This window comes from Serratia sp. JSRIV001 (genome assembly GCF_019968745.1).
Taxonomy (GTDB): Bacteria; Pseudomonadota; Gammaproteobacteria; order Enterobacterales; family Enterobacteriaceae; genus Chania; species Chania fonticola_B.
The window spans coordinates 1,071,342-1,094,842 of record NZ_CP074147.1 but is presented as its reverse complement, the minus strand read 5'-3'; the positions used below and the strand labels follow the sequence as shown (position 1 = coordinate 1,094,842).

Annotated in this window: 2 protein-coding genes; both read left to right on the top strand. The window is 60.2% G+C overall.

The genetic code is table 11. The features are described 5' to 3' along the window. The first annotated feature begins 5 nt into the window (after nucleotides 1–5). On the top strand, nucleotides 6–1,397 hold the full coding sequence (locus KGP17_RS04800) for an MFS transporter (protein ID WP_223498943.1): 1,392 nt from the start codon (nucleotides 6–8) through the stop codon (nucleotides 1,395–1,397). A 685-nt stretch (nucleotides 1,398–2,082) separates the two neighbouring features. After that, the gene (locus KGP17_RS04795; RefSeq protein WP_223498942.1) at nucleotides 2,083–23,382 is read left to right on the top strand and encodes an Ig-like domain-containing protein; all 21,300 of its coding nucleotides are present in this window, start codon (nucleotides 2,083–2,085) and stop codon (nucleotides 23,380–23,382) included. The last annotated feature ends 119 nt before the right edge of the window (nucleotides 23,383–23,501 follow it).

Genomic DNA, 23,501 nt, shown 5'->3' with positions numbered 1-23,501 from the left:
GCCGAGTGAAAAAAACGTTAGGTGTATTCTTTCCGCTGTATACCACCACCCTGCTGATGCTGCTGGGTTCAGGGTTACTGACCACCTACATTTCCCTGCGGTTAACCTCCATCAACGTCAGTGGCGCCCTGATCGGGGCCATTATCGCCGCCAACTACATCGGCCTGGTGATCGGCGGCAAGGTCGGCCACTTTCTGATTGCCCGCGTAGGGCATATCCGCGCCTATGTCTCCTGCGCCGGGATCATTACCGCTGCGGTGCTGGGCCACGGCCTGACGGAATACATCCCGGTTTGGGTGGTGCTGCGGCTGATTATCGGCCTGTGTATGATGTGCCAGTACATGGTGCTGGAGAGCTGGCTGAACGATCAGTCCGAATCCAATCAGCGCGGCATGGTATTCGGCTTTTATATGGCGGCCTCCTACCTTGGCATGTCGCTGGGGCAGATTGTGCTTATGCTACAAGCCAACCTTGGCATCAGCACGCTGCTGCTCATCGCGCTGTGTTTTTCCCTCTGCCTGGTGCCGATCGCCCTGACAACCCGTACCAATGCCCGGCATATGTCGCCCGCCCCGATGGAGCTGCGCTATTTTGTGCATGCCATTCCTAAAGTGTTGGCCACCACGCTGGTGATCGGCATGGTGGTAGGCTCCTTCTACGGGCTGGCACCGGTATATGCCAGCCAGCAGGCATTGACCACTCAGCAAACCGGTCTGTTTATGGCCATAGCTATCTTTGCCGGGCTGGTGGCGCAGTTTCCGCTGAGCTGGCTGTCAGACCGTTACAACCGCACGCTGCTGATGCGGGTTAATGCACTACTGCTGGTGATTGCCGCCTTACCGCTGGCCCTGTTGCCCCATATCGATTTCCCGGTGTTACTGATCGTCGGCTTCATAGTCAGCATGTTGCAGTTCACCCTATATCCGCTGGCGGTAGCGCTGGCCAACGACATGATTGAGCCAGAGCGCCGCGTCTCCCTGGCTGCCTGTCTGCTCATGGCATTTGGCGTGGGGGCCAGCATCGGGCCGCTGGCCGTCGGTGCGCTGATCCAGCCTTTGGGTGGGAATATCCTGTACGTGTTTTTCGCACTGTGTGGCCTGTTGATTATGGCCTTCAGCAGAACGGTCAAACAGGATGAGTCGCAGTTTGTACAAGATGCGCCAGTGCCCCATATCGCCATGCCAGACAGCCTCTCCAGCTCCCCACTTTCCCCGGCATTAAACCCGACGTTCGATGAGCAGACCATTCAAGATACGATGCCAGCGCCGGAGGCCGCTCCCGACCCGCTAGCAGAAGCTCCGTTGGCGAAACTGCTGCCTGAAGAAGAGCCCGCCCATCCCCAAGGTGCAGATCCCGAAGAAGACACCGGGCTGAAAAAAGCCTACACCATGCTATAGGTCAGCCAGGCGTGGTCCGCCACGCCTCCTCACCCCAGAATATGAAGATTTTCTTATTACGCATAGAGAAATCAGTAGCATAACTAATAAATAAAAAGCATTAGCCTCACACTTTCAAAAAACATCTCTTTATTAGCCCGCAAAGACACGCCAATAAAACCCGTAAAAACCGTTAACTTTGTAATGTAATTATCTTATTTATTCCACCCGGTAGCACCAGTTATAAAATAAGTAAAACCTTTGACGCAAATAAAATTAACCTATTGATTTTAATAAATTAACTATGTAATGGCAGCTAATTTAAATGGTAATTAAAATACAAATTATCTAATTTAAAATTAAAACACCCCGCTGAATTAAGAAACCATCAATTATCCATGGGTACTTACCCACCTTGGTAAATAAGAATTTTTATCAATAGCAAATTCGCACAATAATCATTACTACGTATGGCATTTTTATCAAAGCTCGCTTATACCTTACCTCACAGATAAATTAGGAAGATTAATCTCAAAACCCTTTCAGGGATGAGTTTAGTGTTAACTTTGTATTAATTAGTCATCTAAACACCAGGTTAAATTTAGCTCTAGGGCACCCCCTCGGGCATTCCAGCGCGCCTACAAAAGCCACACAAACGGCTTTGGCGCGCTATGCAAATTAACTTTGGCGTTCAGAGGCTAACCACATGGCACAATCCAATTTTACCCTTGGGGCTGTTGATATTATTGCTCGTCATGGCGGCGCGAAAATCGCTGACGTAGCAACCGGTACCCGTTCCGTCAGCCTCACACAAAGCAGTATTGTGCGGATCCATGGTACTCAGGCTTTGGTGAGCAGCTATGAACGCCAAGGTAACGACCTGATCGTGCATATGAAAGATGGCACCACGGTACGTTATCAGAGCTTCTTTGAAGTGGACGCCGACGGTAAACACAGCGAATTGGTGTTTGATGATGGCAATGGCGCCATCCAGCACGCGATATTCCCGGCAACCGCCGCTACCACTGAACCAATGCTGATCACGCCGCAGTTTGAATCACTGTCTGACGTTTCACCTCTGCTAATTGGCAACCATGATTTATCCAACGGTGCCATCGCCGCCATTCTAGCCGGCCTGGCGCTGGGGGCTGGCGTCGCCATAGCTACCGGGACGGGGAAGAACGACCACAACAATGACGAACCGTCCGTACCACCAGAACAACCTACCCTGACCGTAGGAAAACTGGGTCAGGACAACGTTCTCAACGCCAGTGAAGTTAAAATTGCCCAGTTACTGAGCGGCCTGACCACCGGCGTTGCCGCAGGCGTGACCATCACGCTGACGCTCAACGGCAAAAGTTACACCACTACCGTCGGGGCCGATGGTAAGTGGAGCTTTGATTTCAGCTCCGCTGCGCTTGCTGGCCTAAAAGACGGCAATTATCAACTGACGGTTAAACTGACTAACCAGGATGGGATCAGCGTCGAAAAAACGATCAGCGTACTGGTCGATACCACCCCGCCTGTCTTGACCGTCAACAAGCTGACCGGCGATGACCACCTGACCGGTGCCGAGTTAAAAGCGGCGCAGGCGCTGAGCGGTACCGGCGAGGTCGGGCTGACAATTACCATTACCCTGAACGGTAAAACCTACACCACGACGGTGGGTAGCGACGGCAAATGGAGCCTGCAACTGCCTGCGGCAGATCTGGCTTTGCTGAAAAACGGTAACTACGAGTTAATCGTGACCTCCGTCGATAAAGTGGGCAACCAAACCACGGTCGATCATCAGATCTCGGTTGATACCACCGTAGTTAATCCTACCCCGCAGATCACGATTAACGCCCTGACCGGCGATAACGTAATCAACGCCAACGAAGCGAAAAGCACCCAAACGCTGAGCGGCCATACGCAAAATGTTCAAGCAGGGCAAACCGTTACCATCACCTTGAACGGCAAAACCTATAGCGCAGTGGTTCAAGGCGATGGCAGTTGGTCGCTTTCACTGCCTGCCGCCGATCTGGCCGCGCTGGCCAATGGCTCGATCACGCTCAATGCCACCGTCACCGACAAAGCAGGCCAAAGCGCCAATGCGCATGAGAACATCACCGTCGATTTGACCGCCCCGGTGCTGACCGTCAACAAACTGGCCGGAGACGACGTACTCAACGCCGCCGAGGCGCAAACATCACAGACCCTGAGCGGCACCAGCAATCCTGGCCAGACCATTGTCGTTACCCTGAATGGTAAAACCTACACGACAGTCACTGGCGGGGATGGCAAGTGGAGCCTGGTACTGCCTGCCGCAGACCTGCAGGCGTTGGCTCAAGGGGATAATACCCTCACCGTGACGGCTACCGACGCCGCAGGCAACAGCACTACCGTGACGGAGCACTTGCAGGTAGATACCGTGCCACCGGTGCTGACGTTGGATAAATTTACCGGCGACGATTTGATCACCGTCGACGAGCAAAAATCGGCGCAAAACATCACCGGCACCGCTTCCGTCAGCGAGGCTGGGCAGGTGGTCAGCGTTTCCTTCAATGGTAAAACCTATACCGGCATCGTAGGTGCCGATGGCAAATGGAGCATCAGCGTGCCAGCCGCGGATATGGCCGCGTTGATCGACGGTAGCTATCAGATGATCGCCACGCTCAGCGATCAGGCAGGCAATACCACCACTGCCGCGCCACAAGTGATCACCGTAGACAGCAATGCTTCGGCAATCAATATCGGTATTGTCTCTTCAGACGATAAACTCAACGCCGTCGAAGCCGGGCTTCCTCTTGCCATCAGCGGCACCACGGCCAACGTCGCCACCGGGGCTACCGTTACCGTCACGCTCAATGGCAAAACCTATTCCGCGCTGGTATTGGCAGACGGCAGTTGGACATTGCAGGTGCCTAGCGCCGATCTGCAACTGCTGGCCGAAGGCAGCAACACCATTTCTGCCAGCGTGACAGGCAACGATGGTTCTACCGTGACCACCACGCACAATCTGGACGTTTACACTCATGATTTGCCTGCGGTGACTCTGGACACGCCGTTTGGTGATGGCATCCTGAATGGCGCAGAAGCGGGTCAGCCACAGACGCTTACCGGCACCACCGGCATCACCAGCCCGGGCCAGACCATCACCATCACCCTGGGCGGTAAAACCTATACCGGCACCGTGGATGGCAGCGGCCATTGGAGCGTCACCATCCCTGCCGCCGATCTGCAAGCGTTGCCAGACGGCACGCCGGCCTTGACCATCACGGTTACCGATGCGGCGGGCAACAGCAATACGCTGAACACCACCGTCACCGTCGATGAGACCGCGCCAACCCTCACCATCAACACCATCGCGGGCGACGATATCCTCAACGCTGCTGAGGTGCTGGTGGCGCAGACCGTCTCCGGCACTGCGTCCGTTGCCGATGCGGGCCGCACCGTCACCCTGACCTTGAACGGCAAGACCTACACCGCTGTGGTACAAGCGGACGGCACCTGGAGCGCTTCACTGCCAGCAGCTGACCTCGCCGCTCTGGCCGACGGCAACCATAATCTGGTCGCCACCCTCACCGATGCGGCAGGCAACAGCACCAGCGTCACCCACGGCATCAACGTCGACGCCAACCCGACCAATCTGCCAACGCTCAGCATCGGCGTGTTCGCCGGTAACGACATTGTCGACGGCGCAGAGGTGAAAACCGCTCAGACCCTGACCGGTACCACCACTCATGTGGAAGCGGGCCAGACCGTCACCATCACACTAAACGGCAAAACCTACACCGCCACCGTGCTGGCAGACGGTTCCTGGAGCACCAGCGTACCGGCTGCCGATCTGGCGCTGCTGACCAACGGCCAGACCACCATCACCGCCACCGTTAACGACAGCGCCGGGAACCCGGCCAGTGCCAGCCATGACGTGACCGTCGACACCAGCCTGAGCGGGCTGTCTATCGCCGTCATTGCCGGTGATGACAAACTCAGCCTGGCAGAAAGTCAGTCTCCATTGGTCATCAGCGGCAGCAGTGCCAACCTGGCCGTCGGAACTACGGTCACCCTGACCCTGAACGGTAAAACCTACACCGGCACTACCCTGGCGAACGGCTCCTGGAGCGTCACCGTGCCTGCCGCCGATCTGGCGTTGCTGGCCGATGGTTCCGCCTCCGTGACAGTGAGCGCCGTCGATCAGGCCGGTAACCCGGTTAGCGACAGCCACAACCTGGACGTATTTATCCATGGCCTGCCGGACGTCACCCTGAACACGCCGTTTGGCGATGGCATCCTGAACGGCGCAGAGGCGGGCCAACCGCAGACATTGACTGGGACGACTGGCATCACCACGCCAGGCCAAACCGTCACCGTCTCACTCGGCGGTAAAACCTATACCGGCACCGTGGATGCCAACGGCAACTGGAGCGTCACCATTCCTGCGGCCGACCTGCAAGCGCTGCCAGACGGCACGCCAGCCTTGACCGTCACGGTCACCGATGCGGCGGGCAACAGCAACACCTTGAACACCACCGTTACCGTCGATACGACGGCACCAACTCTGACCGTGGGCCTGATTGCTGGCGATGATGTGCTGAACGCTGCCGAAGTGCTGGTGGCACAGACCGTGTCTGGCACCGCTTCCGTGGCCGATGCGGGCCGCACCGTGACCCTGACCTTGAACGGTAAAACCTACACCGCCGTGGTGCAGCCAGATGGTTCATGGAGCACCAGCCTGCCTGCGGCCGACCTCGCCGCCCTGGCCGACGGTAGCCACAATCTGGTCGCTACCCTCACCGATGCGGCGGGCAACAGCACCAGCGTCACCCACGGCATCAACGTCGACGCCAACCCGGCCAATCTGCCAACCGTCAGCATCGGCATCTTCGCCGGTAACGACATTGTCGATGGCGCAGAGGTGAAAACCGCCCAAACCCTGACTGGTACCACCACCCATGTGGAAGCGGGCCAGACCGTCACCATCACCCTGAACGGCAAAACCTACACCGCCACCGTGCTGGCAGACGGTTCCTGGAGCACCAGCGTACCGGCTGCCGATCTGGCGCTGCTGACCAACGGCCAGACCACCATCACCGCCACCGTCAACGACAGCGCCGGGAACCCGGCCAGTGCCAGCCATAACGTGACCGTCGACACCAGCCTGAGCGGGCTGTCTATCGCCGTCATTGCCGGTGATGACAAACTCAGCCTGGCAGAAAGTCAGTCGCCATTGGTCATCAGCGGCAGCAGTGCCAACCTGGCCGTCGGAACTACGGTCACCCTGACCCTGAACGGTAAAACTTACACCGGCACTACCCTGGCGGACGGCTCCTGGAGCGTCACCGTGCCTGCCGCCGATCTGGCGTTGCTGGCCGATGGTTCCGCCTCCGTGACAGTAAGCGCCGTCGATCAGGCCGGTAACCCGGTCAGCGACAGCCACAACCTGGGCGTGTTTATCCATAGCCTGCCGGACGCCACCCTGAACACGCCATTTGGCGATGGCATCCTGAACGGTGCAGAGGCGGGCCAATCCCAGACGCTCACCGGTACCACTGGCATCACTACGCCGGGGCAGAGCGTTACCGTCACCCTGGGCGGTAAAACCTATACCGGCACCGTGGATGCCAACGGCAACTGGAGCGTCACCATTCCTGCGGCCGACCTGCAAGCGCTGCCAGACGGTACGCCAGCCTTGAGCGTCACGGTCACCGATGCGGCGGGCAATAGCAATACGCTGAACACCACCGTCACCGTCGATGAGACCGCGCCAACCCTCACCGTGAGTCTGGTTGCAGGGGATGACGTGCTGAACGCAGCCGAAGTGTTGGTGGCGCAGACCGTCTCCGGTACCGCCTCGATTGGTGATGCGGGCCGCACCGTCACCCTGACCTTAAATGGCAAAACCTACACCGCCGTGGTGCAGCCAGATGGTTCATGGAGCACCAGCCTGCCTGCCGCCGACCTCGCCGCCCTGGCCGACGGTAGCCATAACCTGGTCGCCACCCTCACCGATGCGGCGGGCAACAGCACCAGCGTCACCCACAACATCAACGTCGACGCCAACCCGGCCAATCTGCCAACGCTCAGCATCAACGTGTTCGCCGGTAACGACATTGTCGACGGCGCAGAGGTGAAAACCGCCCAAACCCTGACCGGTACCACCACCCATGTGGAAGCGGGCCAGACCGTCACTATCACCCTGAACGGCAAAACCTACACCGCCACCGTGCTGGCAGACGGTTCCTGGAGCACCAGCGTACCGGCTGCCGATCTGGCGCTGCTGGCCAACGGCCAGACCACCATTACCGCCACCGTCAGCGACAGCGCCGGGAACCCGGCCAGCGCCAGCCATGACGTGACCGTCGATACCGACCTCAGCGGGCTGTCTATCGCCGTCATTGCCGGTGATGACAAACTCAGCCTGGCGGAAAGCCAGCTGCCGCTGGCGATCAATGGCAACAGCCAGAACCTGGCCGTCGGGACTACGGTTACCGTGACCTTGAACGGTAAAACCTACACCGGCACCACGCTGGCAGACGGCTCCTGGAGCGTCTCCGTGCCTGCCGCCGACTTGGCCTTACTGGCCGATGGCACCACCACCGTGACCGTCACCGCCGTCGACCAGGCCGGTAATCCGGTCAGCGGCAACCACGATCTGGGCGTGTTTATCCATAGTCTGCCAACCGCCACCCTGAACACACCGTTTGGCGATGGCATTCTGAATGGCGCAGAAGCGGGTCAGCCTCAGACCCTCACAGGGTCTACCGGCATCACCACGCCGGGGCAGACCGTTACCGTCACCCTGGGCGGTAAAACCTACACCGGCACCGTGGATGCCAGCGGCAACTGGAGCGCCACCATTCCGGCAGCCGATCTGCAAGCGCTGCCAGACGGCACGCCTACCCTGTCCGTAACCGTTACGGATGCCGCCGGTAACAGCAATACGCTGAACACCACCGTTACCGTCGATGAGACTGCCCCAACCCTCACCGTTAACGTAGTGGCTGGGGATGATGTGTTGAATGCCGCGGAAGTACAGGTGGCGCAGACCGTGTCCGGTACCGCCTCGGTCGCCGATGCGGGCCGCACCGTCACCCTGACCTTGAATGGCAAAACCTACACCGCCGTGGTGCAACCAGATGGATCGTGGAGCACCAGCCTGCCCGCCGCCGATCTGCAAGCGCTTAGCGATGGTAGCCATAACCTGGTCGCTACCCTCACCGATGCCGCGGGTAACAGCACCAGCACTACCCATGTCCTCGGTGTGGATGCCAACCCGGCCAACCTGCCGACGCTCGGCATCAACGTGTTCGCCGGTAACGACATTATCGACGGCGCAGAGGTGAAGACCGCTCAGACCCTGACCGGTACCACCACCCATGTGGAGGCGGGCCAGACCGTCACCATCACGCTGAACGGCAAAACTTACACCGCTACCGTGCTGGCCGATGGCTCCTGGAGCACCAGCGTACCGGCTGCCGACCTGGCACTGTTGGCTAACGGCCAGACCACCATCACCGCCACCGTCAGCGACAGCGCCGGTAACCCGGCCAACGCCAGTCATGACGTGACCGTCAATACCAATCTCAGTGGGCTGTCCATCTCCGTGATCGCAGGAGATGACAAACTGAATCTGGCCGAAAGTCTGCAGCCGCTGACGATCTCCGGCGACAGCGCCAACCTGCCGCTCGGTGCCATCGTCACCGTGACGCTGAATGGCAAGATTTACATCGGCCTAACCCTGCCAGACGGTTCCTGGAGCGTTCAGGTCCCAGCCGCCGATTTAGCGCTGCTGGCCGATGGCACCGCCACCGTCAGCGTCAGCGCCGTCGATCAGGGCGGCAACCTGGTCAGCAATAGCCATAATCTGGGCGTGTTTATCCACACTCTGCCGGACGCCACCCTGAACACGCCGTTTGGCGATGGCATCCTGAACGGCACGGAAGCGGGCCAACAGCAGACCATCACCGGCTCCACCGGCATCACCACGCCGGGGCAGACCGTTACCGTCACCTTGGGCAGTAAAACCTATACCGGCACCGTGGATGCCAACGGCAACTGGAGCGTCACCGTCCCTACTGCCGATCTGCAAGCGCTGCCAGACGGTACACCGACCTTGTCTGTAGTGGTCACCGATGCCGCTGGCAACAGCAATACGCTGAATACCACCGTCACCGTCGATGCAACCGCGCCAACCCTGACCGTGGGCCTGATTGCTGGCGATGATGTGCTCAACGCCGCCGAAGTGCTGGTGGCACAAACCGTATCCGGCACCGCCTCAATTGGTGATGCTGGCCGCACCGTCATCCTGACCTTGAACGGCAAAACCTACACCGCCGTGGTGCAACCGGATGGTTCGTGGAGTGCGTCACTGCCCGCCGCCGATCTGCAGGCGCTCAGCGACGGTAGCCATAACCTGGTCGCTACCCTCACCGATACTGCGGGCAACAGCACCAGCGTCACCCACAGCATCAACGTCGATGCCAACCCGGCCAACCTGCCGACCATCAGCGTCGGTGTATTTGCTGGTAATGACATTATCGACGGCGCAGAGGTGAAGACCGCTCAAACCCTGTCTGGCACCACTGCCCATGTGGAAGCGGGCCAGACCGTCACTATTACCCTGAACGGCAAAACCTACACCGCTACCGTGCTGGCCGATGGCTCCTGGAGCACCAGCGTACCGGCTGCCGATCTGGCACTGCTGGCCAACGGCCAGACCACCATTACCGCCACCGTCAGCGACAGTGCCGGGAACCCGGCAAGTGCCAGCCATGACGTGACCGTCGACACCAACCTCAGCGGCCTGTCGATTGCCGTGATTGCCGGTGACGACAAGCTGAATCTGGCCGAAAGCCTGCTGCCACTCACCATCAACGGCGGCAGTGCCAACCTGGCCACGGGGACAACCGTGACCGTCACGATCAATGGTAAAACCTACACCGGTACCACGTTGGCAGACGGTTCCTGGAGCGTCACCGTGCCTGCCGCCGACTTGGCGTTGCTGGCCGATGGCACCGCCACCGTGACCGTCACCGCCGTCGATCAGGCCGGTAACCCGGTCAGCGGCAGCCACGATCTGGGCGTGTTTATCCATAGCCTGCCAGACGCCACCCTGAACACGCCGTTTGGCGATGGCATTCTGAATGGCGCAGAAGCGGGTCAGCCGCAAACCATCACGGGGTCTACCGGCATCACCACGCCGGGGCAGACCGTGACCGTGACCCTGGGCGGTAAAACCTATACCGGCACCGTGGACGGCAGCGGCAACTGGAGCGTCAGCGTCCCTTCTGCCGATCTGCAAGCGCTGCCTGACGGCACGCCAGCCTTGACCGTTACGGTTACTGACAGCGCAGGTAACAGCAATACGCTGAATACCACCGTCACCGTCGATGCAACCGCGCCTACCCTCACCGTGGGCCTGATTGCTGGCGATGATGTGCTGAACGCCGCCGAAGTGCTGGTGGCACAGAGCGTCTCCGGCAGCGCCTCGATCGCGGATGCGGGTCGCACCGTGACCCTGACCTTGAACGGCAAAACCTACACCGCCGTGGTGCAGCCGGATGGTTCGTGGAGCACCAGCGTACCCGCTGCCGATCTGCAGGCGCTCAGCGACGGTAACCACAATCTGGTGGCAATCCTCATCGATGCGGCTGGCAACAGCACCAGCGTCACTCACAGCATCAATGTCGACGCCAACCCGGCCAACCTGCCAACGCTCAGCATCGGCATTTTTGCCGGTAACGACATCATCGACGGCGCGGAAGTGAAAACCGCTCAGACCCTGTCAGGCACCTCCACCCATGTGGAAGCGGGCCAGATCGTGACCATTACGCTGAACGGTAAAACCTACACAGCCACCGTGCTGGCCGATGGTTCCTGGAGCACCAGCGTACCGGCTGCCGACCTGGCGTTGTTGGCCAACGGCCAGACCACCATTACCGCCACCGTCAACGACACTGCAGGTAACCCGGCCAGCGGCAGTCATGAGGTGACCGTCGATACCGACCTCAGCGGGCTGTCGATTGCCGTGATCGCCGGTGATGACAAACTCAACCTGGCGGAAAGCCAACTGCCGTTGGCAATCAGCGGTAGCAGTACCAATCTGGCCGTCGGCGCCACGGTTACCGTGACCTTGAACGGTAAAACCTACACCGGCACCACACTGGCTGATGGTTCCTGGAGCGTCTCCGTACCTGCCGCCGACTTGGCATTGCTGGCCGATGGCACCGCTACCGTGACCGTCACTGCCACCGATCAGGCCGGTAACCCGGTCAGCGACAGCCACAACCTGGGCGTCTTTACCCATAGCCTGCCAGAAGCTACCCTGAATACGCCGTTTGGCGACGGCATTCTGAACGGTGCCGAAGCGGGCCAGCCTCAGACCCTCACAGGGTCTACCGGCATCACCACGCCAGGGCAGACCGTCACGGTCACCCTGGGCGGTAAAACCTACACCGGCACCGTGGACGGCAGCGGTAACTGGAGCGTCAGCGTTCCTTCTACCGATCTGCAAGCGCTGCCTGACGGCACACCAGCCTTGTCCGTAGTGGTCTCCGATGCCGCCGGTAACAGCAATACGCTGAACACCACCGTCACCGTTGATGCCACTGCGCCTACCCTCACCGTGGGTCTGGTTGCCGGGGATGATGTGCTGAACGCCGCCGAAGTGCTAGTGGCACAAACCGTGTCCGGCACCGCCTCGGTCGCGGATGCGGGTCGCACCGTGACCCTGACGTTGAACGGCAAGACTTACACCGCCGTGGTACAGCCAGATGGATCGTGGAGCACCAGCCTGCCTGCCGCCGATCTGCAAGCGCTCACCGACGGTAGCCACAATCTGGTCGCTACCCTCACCGACGCGGCTGGCAACAGCACCAGCGTCACCCACAGCCTCAATGTCGATGCCAACCCGGCCAATCTGCCAACGCTGAGCATCGGCGCATTCGCCGGGGACGATATCGTTAACGGGGCCGAAGCGCTGGTCACTCAGGCCCTGTCCGGTACCACCACCAATGTCGAAGTCGGCCAGACCGTGACGCTAACCCTGAACGGCAAAACCTACTTCGCCACCGTGCAGGTGGGCGGCGGCTGGAGCGTTAACGTTCCGGCGGCGGATATGGCGCTGTTGGCCAACGGCCAGGCTACCATCACCGCCAGCGTCAGCGATCGGGCAGGCAACCCGGCCACCGGCAGCCATACCATCAGCGTTGATACGGCGGTGGAAAGCATCGCCATTAACCTGATTGCCGGCGACGATAAGCTGAACCTGACCGAAGCCTCACAGCCGCTGACCATCAGCGGGACCACGGTCAATGTGAACGCAGGCCAAACCGTTACCGTAACCTTGAACGGTAAAACCTACACCGGCGTCGTTCTGGCCAACGGCAGTTGGAGCGTTTCGGTGAACAGCGCCGATCTGCTGGCCCTGCAAGACGGCCTGACCACGGTCACCGCCAGCGTCTCCAACCCAGGAGTCGATCCGGTCAGCAACAGTCATTCGCTGGATGTGCATATCCATACCCTGCCAGAGCCAACCATCAATCTGCCGTTTGGCGATGGTTTCCTCAATCAGGCTGAAGCCGCCACGGCACAACTGCTGAGCGGCAGCACAGGCATCCCTGGTGCAGGACAAAGCGTGATCGTCACTCTGGGTGGCAAAACCTATACCGCAACCGTGGATGGCAGCGGTAACTGGAGCGTTTCCATCCCATCGGCCGATCTGCAAAACCTGCCAGCGGGCAGCAATACCATTAGCGTATCCGCTACGGACTCCGCGGGTAACAGCGTACCTGGCAGCACTACGGCACAGGTCGATCTGGTGCCACCCACTCTGGCGGTCAAGCCGTTTGCCGGGGATGACAAGGTTAACGCCCTGGAAAGCCTCAGCGACCAGGTGGTTTCCGGCACAGCTTCCATCGGTGACGCCGGTCGTACCGTCACGATAACCCTCAACGGTAAGTCCTATACCGGGGTGGTCGCCAACGACGGCACCTGGAGTGCCACCATCCCAAGCGCCGATCTGCAAGCAATTGGCGATGGCAGTTATCCATTAACCACCACCCTGAGCGATGCGGCGGGCAACACCACTACCGTCACCCATACCGTGACGATCGACGCCAATCCGCTGGATCTGCCAACCCTGAGCATCAATGTGTTTGCCGGTAACGATATTATCGACGGCGCAGAGGTGAAAACCAGCCAGACGCTGAGCGGCACCACCACCCACGTGGAAGCAGGCCAGTTGGTGACCATCACGCTGAATGGCAAAACCTACACCGCCACCGTGCTGGCAGACGGTACCTGGAGCACCAGCGTATCCGCCGCCGATCTGGGCCAACTGGCTCAGGGCAACAGCACCATTAACGTCACCGTTAGCGATACTTCCGGCAACCCGGCTACAGCAACGCACAACGTGCTGGTCAACACGGCCCTGAGCGGCATCGCCATCGACGTGATTGCCGGTGACGATAAGCTGAACCTGGCCGAAAGCCTGTTGCCATTAGCCATCAGCGGCAGCAGCCTCAATCTGGCCATTGGCGCAAGCGTGACCGTGACGCTGAACGGCAAAACCTACACCGGTATTACGCTGGCGGACGGTTCCTGGAGCGTGCTGGTACCACCGGCCGATCTGGCGCTGTTGGCAGACGGCAATATCAACCTGAGCGTTTCCGCTGTCGACCAGGCCGGTAACCCGGTCAGCAGCAGCCATACCTTGGGCGTATTTATCCATAACCTGCCAGACGCCACCCTCAATACGCCGTTTGGCGATGGCATCCTGAACGGCGCGGAAGCGGGCCAGCCGCAGACCATCACCGGCTCCACCGGCATTACCACGCCGGGGCAAACCGTGACCGTGATCCTTGGGGATAAAACCTACACCGCCACGGTGGACGGTAGCGGCAACTGGAGCGTCACCGTTCCGGTTGGCGATCTGCAGGCATTGCCGGATGGGACGCCATTGCTCAACGTTGTGGCCACCGATTCTGCGGGCAACAGCAACACCCTGAGTGGCACCGTCGTGGTCGATAAGGTCGCTCCGACCCTCACCATCGGCGTCATTGCCGGGGATGACGTGCTTAACAGCGCAGAAGTGCTGCTTAACCAGACCGTCTCAGGCACCGCCTCCATCGGCGATGCTGGTCGTACCGTAACGCTGACGTTGAACGGTAAGACTTACACCGCAGTGGTTCAGCCTGATGGTTCGTGGAGCACTTCACTGCCAAGCGCCGATCTCACCGCACTGTCCGATGGCAGCTATAACCTGGTCGCCACTTTGACCGATAGCGCCGGTAACAGCACTAGCGTCACCCACGCCATCGGGGTTGATGCCAGCGCGTTGAACGCACCGGTGCTGACCATCGGCACCTTTGCGGGCAACAATATTATTGACGGTGCCGAGGTGCAGGCAACGCAAATCCTGAGCGGCAGCAGCCTGAACGTTGAAGCCGGGCAGATCGTTTCCATCACCCTCAATGGCAAAACCTATACCGCCACCGTGCAGGCAGACGGTTCCTGGAGCACCAGCGTACCGACGGCCGATCTGGCTCTGCTGACCAACGGTAACTTAACGATCACCGCCGACGTCACCGATAAAGCCGGTAACCCGGCCAGCGCCACCCATGATGTTACGGTCGATCTCACCCAGAGCGCCCTGGCGATTGCTCCAATCACTGGCGATAACCAGTTGAACGCCATCGAAGCCGCCGCAGGGATCAGCATCAGCGGGAGTTCCACCAACGTTGCCGCCGGTGCAACCGTCACTATTGCACTGAACGGTAAGTTCTACGAGGCGACAGTCCAGGCCGATGGCAGTTGGACGACGACCATTCCTTCAGCCGATCTGACAATTCTGGGCGATGGCAAACTGACCGTCACCGTCAGTGCCACCGACGAAGCGGGCAATCTGGTCACCGGTTCGCAGCAGTTGGGCGTACTGATCAACAGCCTGCCGGTTGCCACCCTGAACACACCGTTCGGTGATGGCTACCTCAACAAGGCGGAGTCCACCAGCGATCAAACGCTGAGCGGCACCACCGGCATCAGCGGTAGCGGGCAAACCGTCAGCGTGGTGCTGGGAGGAAAAACCTATACCGGCATTGTCGATAACAACGGCAACTGGAGCGTGAGCGTACCAAGTGCCGATCTGGCGGCCCTGCCTGACGGCCCAACCAGCATTGGGGTCACCGTCGGTGATATCGCTGGCAACACCTCCAGCATCAACTCCAGCGCCACAGTCGATCTGACCGTGCCGGTGCTGACCATCAACACCATCAGCGGTGATGACATCATCAACATCGCCGAAAGCCAGCAAGCGCTGCAAATCACCGGTACTGCACCGATCAACGACAGCGGCCAGCCTGTGGTGGTGAAAGTCACCATCAACGGCTTGACCTATAACGGGCTGGTGCTGGCGGATGGCAGTTGGAGCGTCACCATTCCGGCTGGCGATCTGGCGAACCTGCCGAACGGTGCCTCCTCCATCACCGCCACCTTGACCGACGCCGCTGGCAACACCGGCAGCGTCAGCCACGGCATCACCCTGGATACCGACCCGGCCCAGGCGCCGCTGTTGACCATCAACACCCTGTCCGGCGATGACTACCTCAGCCTGGCGGAATCCAACCTGCCGCTGACCATCAGCGGGGGTAGCCAGCGCGTCGAACAGGGGCAACAGGTCACCGTAACGCTCAATGGCAAAACCTACACCGCCATCGTCGGCGCGGACGGCAGTTGGAGTCTGCAGGTTCCGGCTGTGGATGTGGGGGCCTTGCCAGACGGTAAAGACACCCTCACCGCCACGGTTAGCGATACCTCTGGCAACCAGGCTACCGCCAACCACAACCTCACCGTGATCACCGATGCGGGCAATCTGCCACAGCTGTCGGTCAACGTGATTGCCGGTGATGACATCATCAACGCCAATGAGGCGAAAGCTGCCATCATCATCAGCGGGGGATCCAGCCACGTGCAGCCTGGCCAGGTGGTCAGCGTGCTGCTTAACGGCAAAACCTACACCGCCGTGGTACAAGCAGACGGCAGTTGGAGCGCAACGGTGCCATCAGCCGACGTGCAGGCATTGCCGCAAGGTTCGCAGACCGTGACTGCCTCGGTGACCGATATCGCCGAGAACCCGGCCAGCGCTACCCATAACGTCACTGTTGATACCGTGCCGCCGTTGCTGGAGATCGATATCTTCGCTGGTGACGGCATCCTGAACCTGGCGGAAGCACTGCTGGGGCAAGTGTTGAGCGGGCATACCGATCCGGGCCTGACCGTTACCGTCACGCTGGGTGCCAACGTTTATACCGCCCTGGCGGATCCGACGACCGGCGCGTGGAGCGTCAATATCCCAAGCAATATCCTGCAAGGGCTGTTGGATGGTAGCGTGACCATCGGCGTGAGCGTCACCGACGCCGCAGGTAACGGCGTGTCAGACTCCATCACGGTGGCGGTCAATACCCATACGCTGCCATCACTGACGTTGAACCCGCTGTTCGGTGACAATATTCTCAATATTGCCGAACTGGGCATCGCTACGCCAATCGGTGGTGCAGCGGCCAACCTGCTGGTTAACACCCCGGTATTGGTCAAGATTGGCACCTACGTGGTGAACGGTATCGTGAATAACGATGGTACCTGGAGCGCGCTGATCCCAGCCAATGCCCTAGCCTTGCTGGCAGACGGCACCGTGCAGGTGGTGGTCTCCGCCGTGGATGCGGCCGGTAACCCTGCCAGCGCCGGTGGTTCACTGGAGATCCTGTCGCATATCCTGCCGAATCCAACCATTAACCTGCCGTTTGGCGACGGCGCACTGAACCTGGTGGAAGCCGGGGTCAATCAGCTGCTGACCGGCACCACCGGCATTATTGGCAACGGTCAAACGGTGGTAGTCAGCCTCAACGGTAAAGACTACAACGCCACGGTCGGCAACAACGGCCAATGGAGTGTCACACTGCCAACCGCCGATCTGCTGGAACTGTTGGATGGGCCGCACACCATCAGCGTGGTCGCTACGGATAAAGGCGGCAACAGCCACGGCGCGACGTTGGACTTTGACAGCATCCTCACCGGGCTGCCGGTGGCCGGGTTTGACACGCCGTTTATCGATGGCATTGTCAACCATGCCGAAGCCTTGTTGGGCGGAGCCCTCACCGGTTCCACCGGGCTTGCCAGCGACGTAGGCCAGAAAGTGATGGTCAACGTCAACGGCCTGAACCTGGCCGCTACGGTAAATGCCGACGGCAGTTGGACGCTGCCACTCGACAGTGCCACCCTGCTCGGCCTGCCGGATGGCAACTGGCCGATCACGGTGACGGTTACCGATGCAGTGGGTAACACCAGCAGCACCAACGGCGCGCTGGAGATCCTGGTCAACAAGCTGCCGTTGCCAACCCTGGACCTGCCCTTTGGCGATGGCCTGCTGAATATTGCCGAAGCCGCGCTGACGCAAACCCTGACCGGCAAAACCGGGCTGATCGGCGGCGGCCAGATCGTCACGGTGACGGTGGACGAAGGCCTGCCAAATCAGCAGACCTTTACCGCTCAGGCCGATGGGCTGGGTGGCTGGTCTCTGCAACTCACCGCAGCACAACTTGCCGTGTTCACCAACGGGCAACATACCATTGAGGTCACCGTCGAGGATCGTGGCGGCAATATGGCCACCACCGCGCCGCTGGACGTTAATGCCCTGCTGACGCTGCCGACTCCTACCATAGTTCCGCCGTTTGGCGTTGACGGTGTGCTGAGCATCAGCGAAGCCGCCGGTGCGCTGACGATCACCGGCACCACCGGGGTAAATGGCTCAGGCCAGGCGGTGAAAGTGGTTATCGATGTCAATGGCGTCAGTTACAACGCGCAGGTTGATATCAACGGCAACTGGTCGTTACCGCTGCCTGCAGCCACCCTGAGCACCTTGCTGGATGGGCCACACGTGCTGACCGTCACGGCGACCGACGCCGCGGGCAACACCAATAGCAGCAGCCTGAACTTCACCAGCGATCTCACTGCACCGGTGCCAACCATCAACACACCGTTCGGTGACGGTTTCCTCAACCTGGCCGAGGCCAACCTGGGGCAAATTCTCACAGGCAGCGCAGGTGATGCGACTACGGTCAGCGTGAAGATTGGGACGCAAACCTTTACCGCACAGGTCAGCGGCGGCAACTGGAGCCTGGCGCTGACTACGCCGCAGTTAAAAGCGCTGGCCGAGGGCGATAATACCATCACCGTGACCGCCACGGATGCCGCTGGCAACCAGGGCACGGCCGGTTCTTCAGTACATATTTCCGTCAACTCGCTGCCGTCTGTCACCATCAGTAACTTTACGGCGGATAACATCATCAACTATGCCGAGAGCCAATCGGTACAGTTGATAACCGGTACCTCCACCAACGTCGCGGTTGGGCAACAAGTGACCGTTACGCTCAATAGCAAAACCTATACCGGTGTGGTGTTGGCCGATGGCAGTTGGAGCGTGTCTGTCCTGCCTGCCGATCTGAAAGCCCTGAGCGGGACGCCAAGCATCACGGCTCAGGTCAGCGATCAGGCCGGAAACGTCGCCGTCGACAACCACAACTTCACCGTTAACCTGACGCCTCCGGGCCAGATCATCACTCTCGATCCGGTGACAGGCGATAACATCGTTAACGCCAGCGAAGTTGGGCTGATCATCAACCTGACCGGTAAAGTGGTTGGCGGGATCGGGCTTGGTCAGGTTGTCACCATTATCGTTGGTGGCTTGCCACTAGGGATCCCGGTGACCACCCTGGCGGATGGCACCTTCAGCACCGTGGTGACCTTCCCGGTTGACGGCAATATCGTGGTTTCGGCCAGCACCACGTTGCTGACACCACTGCCAACGGTATTTACCGCCAGTGAAACCGTGTTGGTCGATCGCATTCCACCAACGCTCACCATCAATACCTTCGCGGGTAACGACGTGTTGAACGCCAGTGAAAGCTCAGTCGCCCAGGCGATCTCCGGTACCGCTTCGGTTTCGGAAGCGGGCCGCATTGTCACCGTCACGCTGAACGGCAAAACCTACAGTGCGCAGGTCAGTGGAGCCGGCACCTGGTCGGTCAACGTGCCACCGGCAGATCTGGTTAACCTGCCGCAGGGCAGTAGCACCATTAATGCCACCCTGTCCGACGCGGCAGGCAACACCACGCCAGCAACGCATGTCATTACTACCGATACCACGGCACCACTGCTGTCGGTCGATCTGCTGACCGGGGACAATATCCTGACGCTGGCAGAAGCCCTGCTCGGCCAGACATTGACCGGGACTGGCGGCATTGGCGAAACCGTCACCGTTACGTTAGGGCCGTTGACCGCCAGCGTGGTGGTTGGCCCGGATGGCAAATGGAGCATTCCGCTGCCGTCGCTCAATCTGCAAAGCTTGACCGATGGGCCGCAGATCATCGGCGTCACGCTGACCGACACCGCTGGCAACAGCAGCCATACCGACGTAACGCTGAACGTGGCGTTGAACAAAACGCTCGGCGCGGGGGTTAACGCCCTGTTTGGCGGTGATGGCGTGCTGAACCTGGCCGAATCGCTGCTGACTCAGGTGATCAGCGGTAACGCCACTGGCGATTACAACGGTGCGGTGGTGCATGTCACCGTTGCCGGGATAACGCTGGATGCCAACGTGGGCGGCAACGGCCAGTGGAGCGTCTCACTGCTGCCAAGCCAACTGAGCCTGTTGGGTGACGGTCTGGCACAGATACAGGTGCAAATCGTTGATTCCCACGGCAACGTGGTCAACGACCTGATCGATATCGATGTCCTTACGCAGAACCTGCCGGTGATCGGCCCGGTCACCGCTTTTGGCGATGGCCTGCTGAATGCGGTTGAAGCCGGTGTGTCTCAGACCATTAGCGGGGTGATTAACGGTCTTGGTATCGGCGGCGGCAGCGTTAGCGTCAGCCTGGGCACCAAAACCTATACCGCTAGCGTGGGCGCGGGCGGAGTCTGGAGCCTGTCGATCCCACCGCTGGATCTGGCTGCCCTGAGCGACGGCAATCTGGCGTTGGGCGTCTCGGTAACCGACTCTGCTGGTAACGTGGTGAGTAAAAACATCGATATCACCGCTATCATCCACAATCTGCCGCATATCGTGCTGGATCCGATCTTTGGCGACGGTATCCTCAACGTGGCCGACCTGCTGCTTAACCAGACCATCAGCGGCACCGTCACCAATCTGGCGAAGGGTGCCACCATCAATCTGGATATTGCCGGTTCGCAAACGCTGACGGCCACCGTAGGCGACGGCGGCAAATGGAGCGCCACCGTCACGCCGGATATCCTCGGTATCCTGCAAGGGCTGGGCAACGGTAACTTTACCGTCACCGCCTCGGCGACCGACTCGGTGGGTAACACCACCAGCGCCACCGCCGGGCTACAGCTGGATGTCAAACTGCCGGTGATCACGCTCGATCCGCTGTTTGGCGGTGATGGCTTCCTCAACGCGGCGGAAGCGTTGGTGGCACAAACCGTCAGCGGTACCGTGGCCTTCGCCAGCGCCGGTGCGCAGGTGCAGGTTTCTCTTGGCGGTAAAAACTTCCTGACCACCGTCGGTACCGACGGCAAGTTCAGCCTGGTGCTGCAACCTGCCGATCTGCATACCCTGCTGGACGGCAATATCAACGTTGGCGTTTCGGTGCTGGATGGTTCCGGTAACACCGGCGTGCTGAATACGGCGATTGATGTGATCGTCAACAAGCTGCCAACGCTGGCGCTGAACCCGCTGTTTGGCGGCGACGGCTTCCTCAATGCGGCCGAAGCGTTGCTGACCCAGACCATCAGCGGGACCACCACCAATGCGGCGGCAGGTTCCCAGGTGGTGATCAAGGTCGGTACGCTGCAACTGAACGCCACGGTCGGTGCCGACGGTAGCTGGAGCGCCACCATCAATCCGCTGCAGTTGGCGGATCTGGCGGCGGGCAATCTGATCGTCAGCGCCACGGTCACCGATCCGGCAGGTAACTCCAGCGGTGCCAGCGTAGGCCTCAACGTGGCGACCATTCTGCCAACGCTGACGCTGAACCCTCTGTTTGGCGACGGCACGCTGGATCTGAGCGATCTGCTGTCACCGCAGATCCTGAGCGGCAACGCTGGTAACGTGTCGGCCGGGACCACCATCACTCTGACGCTGGGCAGTCACACCTACACCACCAGCGTCGATGCCACCGGCAAATGGCAGTTGCCGATCCCAGCTCTTGATCTGCAAGGGCTGTTGGATGGCCTGACCAACGTCACCGCCAGCCTCACCGATGCGGCAGGTAACACCGTGAGCAAGGTCAGCCCGCTCAACGTGCTGATCAACGCCCTGCCAACCCTGACGCTGGATCCGCTGTTCGGCGGCGATGGCCTGCTGAATGCGCTGGAAGCGACCGGCAACCAGATCATCAGCGGGCACGCTACCAACGCACCGGGCTCTACCATTCAGGTTCATCTGGGCAGCAATACCTTCACCACCCAGGTGAAAGCGGATGGTAGCTGGTCACTCAGCCTGACGCCGCTCAACCTGTCCAGCCTGCTGGACGGCAATCTGTCACTGGGCGTTTCGGTCACCAACTCCGCAGGAAAAACCGGCAGCATCAGCGCCGATCTGGGTGTGGGTATCCACAACCTGCCGACCGTCAGCCTGGGCAGTCTGTTTGGCGATGGTTTCCTCAACCTGAGCGAAGCCAACCTGAACCAGCTGATCGGCGGCACCACCACCAACGCCATCGGCGGTAGCGTCAGCGTTAATGTGGGGGGACTGGTATTGACCGCCGCCGTAGGCAACGACGGGAAATGGAGCGTCAGCGTTCCTACCCTGAACCTGGTCAATCTGGCTGATGGGCCATTGTCGGTCGGCGTTACCGTCACCGACCGCTACGGTAACACCAGCTCGGCCAACGCCAACGCTACGGTGAAAATCCACGCGCTGCCGCTGTTGGGTATTGATGCTCTAGGGACTCTGACGGGTGCGCTGGGCATTCTGACCAACGGCCTGACCGTCAGCGGTACCAGCCTGAACGTGCAGCAAGGCGCGAAAGTCAGCGTCACCTTGCTGGGCAGTACGCTGCTAGGCACCGTAGACGCCACCGGTCATTGGTCGGTGAAATTCGACACCACCAACGCCCTCAAGGGTCTAAATGTGCTCAACCTGATCCCTACTCTGTTGGGCACCGTAGTGGCAGCTTCGGTCACCGACCTGGCGGGTAACGGGGTTAGCGTCTCTGCAGGGCTGACATCCGGTATCGAATTGCCACTGCTGCTGACGGCCAACGCGGCGGTCGAAACGCTGTCACTGGATACGTCGGGTGCCGAAAACACCAGCACCGACAGCGCGACCGATCTCACTACAGTACAGCATGCTCAGGTAGCCGCCGTGCAACACACCACGACAGAAACCAGCACGCCAACCAGCGAGGTCAGCAGTACCCAGACCACCACGGAGACCAGCGAGCCAGTCACCAGCACGCTGGTGGTGAACCCAACGCTGCCGGTTGATACCGCTGGTGTTACCACGGTTGAGGACACCACCTTCAGCATTGGCGGCGTCACCATCAATCTGGCGGATGGCACTACTGCCAGCGGCGACACCATCCACGGCAGCAGCGGTAACGATGTGATCCACGTCAACGCCCTCGACTTCCTGTCGATCGACGGCGGCGCGGGTATCGACACCCTGGAGCTGGATGGCAACAACCTCAACCTGGATCTGACGGCGCTGGGCCTGAAGGTGCAACACATCGATATCTTCGATTTGGGCACCAGCGGCACCAACAGCATCACGCTGGATCTGCACGAGGCGCTGAACGTCAAGGATGCGGCCAGTGACAACCTGCTGATCAAGGGCAGCGTCGGTGACCAGGTCAATCTGACCCAGGCCGAAGGCGGCACCTGGAGCTCGGTGGGCCAACGGACGGTCGATGGCCAAGTGTTCGACGTTTACCACAACTCCGCCCTTGAAAGCGGCAACACCCTGGGAGATGTCCTGGTGCAACAAGGCCTGCACGTCAATCTGGTGTAGTACCCGGCCCATCCGTCAGCCACTGGCTCGTACGCAGCGAGCCAGTGGCATGGGAATGACAGAGTTCAGGCCAAGGCAGTGCGGCGGTTCCGTTCGGGAGACGGGCCGCCGAAATTAAC

Coding starts and splice junctions, on each gene's coding strand:
- KGP17_RS04795 (WP_223498942.1), top strand. CDS start 2,083: ATGGCACAATCCAATTTTACCCTTGGGGCTGTTGATATTATTGCTCGT.